Below are 4025 nucleotides of genomic sequence, written 5' to 3'. Positions count from 1 at the left end.
AGTCCGGGCTTCGTATTCGGCCAGATCGTGCGGCGGGTAGTCGATGCCGAATCCGTCCTGCAGAAAGGTTTCGCGAAACGTATCGCGCTTCAATTTGGCAAGCGGGACGGCATCGGCCAGGGTCGCAACGCGGATCAACATGACGCTTCTCTCGGTTCGGTATCGGCCTGACAGTTTATCCCGGGTGATGTCGAGCAGTCGCTTCGTCGCCGGCCTACCGGCGACCGTCGCGGTCGTGCAGGCGGCTTCCCGATGCGGGAAAAAGCGCCGATTTTGCAGTGCAGCGAAAGGCGCCGACGCTTGCCTGACCGGGCCTCCGTAACCAGCCGAAACTGCCAGTACGGCAATCATGCGGATGCCGATGGTTGACCGCCGTCGGACATGCTAGGATTTCCGTCAAACAACTCCGGAGACTGCGATGCCGTTCATCTGCGAAAACGTCGAATGTCGTGCCGTGCTGGCTCGCGGGCAGGTCAGGCACCATCAGGAGGGCGCCGGCTGGTGCTTCTACTGTCCGGACTGCAACACCAGAAACGAGTTGATGAACATCGGCACGCTCAGCGGCCCTGTCGAGCTGGTTCAGCCCGAGCGGGCGAGTCCACCGCACAAGGTGGTCGCGACGGCCAGGCCGCTGGACGACGGCCGATACGCGGCGCAGTTGAGCGTCCAGCGGGCGCTCGCCGTGAAAGGCACCTACGCGGCCGAGGAGCACTGGGATCAGCTCGGCGTATTCGGCGACGCGCAGGAAGCCGTCGCGCATGCGAAGTCGTTCGCCACGGACCTGCTGCAGCGCGCCGCGTAGCCGGCGCTTTTCCGTGAACGAACAAAGGGGCGTTGCGCATTCGTGCGCGACGCCCCTTTGCGTTTTTCGCCCGCGTTCGTCAGTGGTGGATATCGAACGACGAGGTCTGCCTCGTGATCCGCTGATACGTGTCGTCCTGAATCAGGTTCCCGGGAAAGCCGCGTGAGGTCACGCAGCCGGCGCCTGTGTTGCGCGCGCCTGTTCGCGGGCCGCGACGAGTTCCCGGATCCGCGCGCGATCGGCCGGCGTCACCGGCGTGAAGATCACGAGGCTCAGGTCCGGGCTGCCGGTGACCGAGAACGCCGAATATTCGAGTGCGATCCGGCCGGCTTGCGGATGGCGGATCTCCTTCGTACCTTCGTCGTGCGTACGGATATCGTGGTCGCGCCACATCGCGTCGAATTCGGCGCTCGTCGCGCGCATCTCGTCGACGAACGCCTGCACCGCCTGCGTCGCGCCGCTGCGCGCGACGTCCGCACGAAACGCGCCGACCGCGAATCGCGCGACACGCTCCCAGTTCGGCTGCGCGTAACGCACGCCCGCGTCGACGAAGATCAGCCGCAGGATGTTGCGCGCGGCCGGTGGCAGCGTCGCATAGTCGGTCAGCGTCGCGGCCGCCGCGTCGTTCCACGCGGCGACGTCCCACGTCGCGGTGCGGATGATCGCGGGGCTCGCGTCGAGCGAATCGAGTACGTGCTGCAGGCGCGGCGTCACGCCGGCCGGCGCGTGATAGCGCACCTCGGGCGGATGGCCGACGCCGATCAGGAACAGGTGCTCGCGTTCGGCCTCGTTGAGCATCAGCGCGCGGGCGAGCCGGTCGAGCACGTCGGCCGACGGCGCGCCGCCGCGCCCCTGTTCGAGCCACGTGTACCACGCGACGCTCACGTGCGCGCGCTGCGCGACTTCCTCGCGCCGCAAGCCCGGCGTGCGGCGGCGCGTCGCCGGCAGACCGAGCGCGGCCGGGTCGAGTTTTTCGCGGCGGTCCCGCAGGTACGCGCCGAGCAGGTTGTCGGGGGCGTCAGCCATATCCTGTTAGTTCGTTTACCAGTAAACCGTCACGACTTCACCGCGAGCGGCGCTCGACAGATAGTAAGCCTCCATTTCATCCGGAGGTGCTGAACATGCGTGTCTTTGTTACGGGAGCATCGGGATTCGTCGGCTCGGCCGTCGTGGCCGAGCTCGTGGCCGCCGGGCACTCGGTGCTCGGGCTGGCGCGGTCCGACGCGGCCGCGGCGTCGGTTGCCGCGGCGGGCGCCGACGTTCATCGCGGGTCGCTCGAGGATCTCGACAGCCTCACGCGCGGCGCCGAAGCCGCCGATGCGGTGATCCACACGGGATTCAATCACGACTTCTCGCGCTTCGCGCAGAACTGCGAACTCGACCGCCGCGCGATCGAGACGATCGGCGCGGCGCTCGTGGGCTCGGCGCGGCCGCTGATCGTCACGTCGGGCCTGGCGCTCGTCGCGCCCGGCCGCGCGGCGACGGAGGACGATCCGCACGTGCCGGTGTCGGAAAATTATCCGCGTGCGTCCGAAGCGACGGCGGTCGCGCTCGAAGCGCGCGGCGTGCACGCGTCGGTCGTCCGGCTGCCGCCGTCCGTGCACGGCGACGGCGATCACGCGTTCGTGCCGCGCCTGATTGCGTTCGCGAGGGAGAAGGGCGTGTCGGCGTACATCGGCGACGGTGCGAACCGCTGGCCGGCCGTGCACCGGCTCGACGCGGCGCGCGTGTATCGGCTAGCGATCGAGCGCGGCGCGGCCGGCGCGCGCTATCACGCGGTCGACGATACGGGCGTGCCGTTTCGCGAGATCGCCGAGGTGATCGGGCGGCGGCTGAACGTGCCGGTCGTCGCGAAGTCGGCGTCGGAAGCCGGCGAGCACTTCGGCTGGTTCGCGAGATTTGCGGGGATGGATGCGCCCGCAACCAGCGAGCGCACGCGGGCATCGCTCGGCTGGGCGCCGACGCAGCCGGGGTTGCTGGCTGACATCGACCGGCCGCAGTATTTCGAAAGCTGACGAGCGGCGCGCGCCGCTCGCCATGGGTGCGGCTCGGACAACCGCTCACACCGTGACGACGATCTTCCCGACCTGCGCACCGGCTTCCATGTAGCGGTGCGCATCCGCGATGTCGTCGAACGCGAACGTACGATCGATCCGCGGCTTCAGCGCGCCGGCCGCGAGGCCGTCGACGATGAAGCGCTTCGCGCGTTCGAGCCGTTGCGCGTCGCCGGTGATCTCGAACAGCTCGTAGCCGCGCAGCGTCAGGTGGCGCGCGAGCAGGTCCATCAGCGGCACAGGGATGTCGCGCGTATCGAGCGCGCCGTACTGGAAGAACGTGCCGTTGATGGCCAGCGCGCGCAGCAGGTTCGCCGCCTCGGGGCCGCCCACCGGATCGAACACGAGGCGCGCGCCGATGCCGCCCGTGAGTTCCGCCACCTGCCGCGGCAGGTCGGCGGGGCTGCCGACGATCACGTGCTTCGCGCCCGCGTCAAGCAGCGCCTGGCGCTTCGCTTCGCCGCGCGTCAGCGCGATCGGCACCGCGCCGACCCGATTCGCCACCTGGATCGCGGCCTGCCCGACGCTGCTCGACGCGGCGCCGATCAGCACCGCCTCGCCGCGCTGGAGGCCGCCAAGTTCGATCAGCGCGCCGTAGGCCGTCACGAACATCATCCACGTCGCGGCCGCCTCCTCGAACGACAGGCTGTCCGGATGCTTGACCACCGCACGCGCCGGTACGTTCACCACTTCGCCGTACATCCCGTAGTCGGCGAACGAGAAGGCCGGCACGACGTTCACCGCGTCGCCTTCCGCGAACGTCGTCACGTTGCGGCCGACCGCCGCGACCACGCCCGACGCCTCGTAGCCGAGCGATGCCGGAAAGCGTGGCATGAACGTGTATTCGCCGCTGCGGAACATGACTTCCGCGCGATTGACGCCGATCGCCTTCACGCGCAGCTGGATGTCGTCGGGGCCCGGCGCGGGCACGTCGACGGTGTCGATCTGCAGGACTTCGGGGCCGCCGATGCGGTGGAAACGAACGATGCGGGTCATGGAGCGCTCCTTCGATGAACGGGTGTCGATGAAGCAGCATCGTAGGCGGGCATCCGCACCGGATAAACGCGCGGCAGGATCATTGATTGTTATTTGACGAATAACAATCAATGCGAACCTGTTTTATGCCGGATAACGCCGTGCGAACAGCTCGGTCAGCCAGTCGATGAACG

General features: G+C 68.3%; 4 protein-coding genes. 2 read left to right on the top strand and 2 right to left on the bottom strand.

What is annotated here, in order from left to right:
- Window positions 1–418: 418 nt before the first annotated feature.
- Window positions 419–802, top strand: a complete 384-nt coding sequence (locus JMF90_RS27295; RefSeq protein ID WP_011548356.1) for a hypothetical protein — start codon at window positions 419–421, stop codon at window positions 800–802.
- 168 nt (window positions 803–970) lie between these two features.
- Here JMF90_RS27295 and JMF90_RS27290 read toward each other — a convergent pair whose 3' ends face one another.
- Window positions 971–1828: a helix-turn-helix transcriptional regulator gene (locus JMF90_RS27290; protein ID WP_011548355.1), complete on the bottom strand. Its 858-nt coding sequence runs from the start codon at window positions 1826–1828 to the stop codon at window positions 971–973.
- Window positions 1829–1923: 95 nt separating this feature from the next.
- Between JMF90_RS27290 and JMF90_RS27285 the strand changes: the two genes are divergently transcribed.
- Window positions 1924–2817: an SDR family oxidoreductase gene (locus JMF90_RS27285; RefSeq protein ID WP_011548354.1), complete on the top strand. Its 894-nt coding sequence runs from the start codon at window positions 1924–1926 to the stop codon at window positions 2815–2817.
- A gap of 45 nt (window positions 2818–2862) precedes the next feature.
- Here the strand turns inward: JMF90_RS27285 and JMF90_RS27280 are convergent, their stop codons facing one another.
- Window positions 2863–3852, bottom strand: a complete 990-nt coding sequence (locus tag JMF90_RS27280) for a zinc-dependent alcohol dehydrogenase family protein (protein WP_011548353.1) — start codon at window positions 3850–3852, stop codon at window positions 2863–2865.
- Between the last annotated feature and the right edge of the window lie 173 nt (window positions 3853–4025).

It is taken from the genome of Burkholderia sp. E168m23, assembly GCF_016586125.1.
Taxonomy (GTDB): Bacteria; Pseudomonadota; Gammaproteobacteria; order Burkholderiales; family Burkholderiaceae; genus Burkholderia; species Burkholderia orbicola.
Note: the sequence above shows the minus strand (reverse complement) of the source record. Positions and strands in the feature narration are given on the sequence as shown.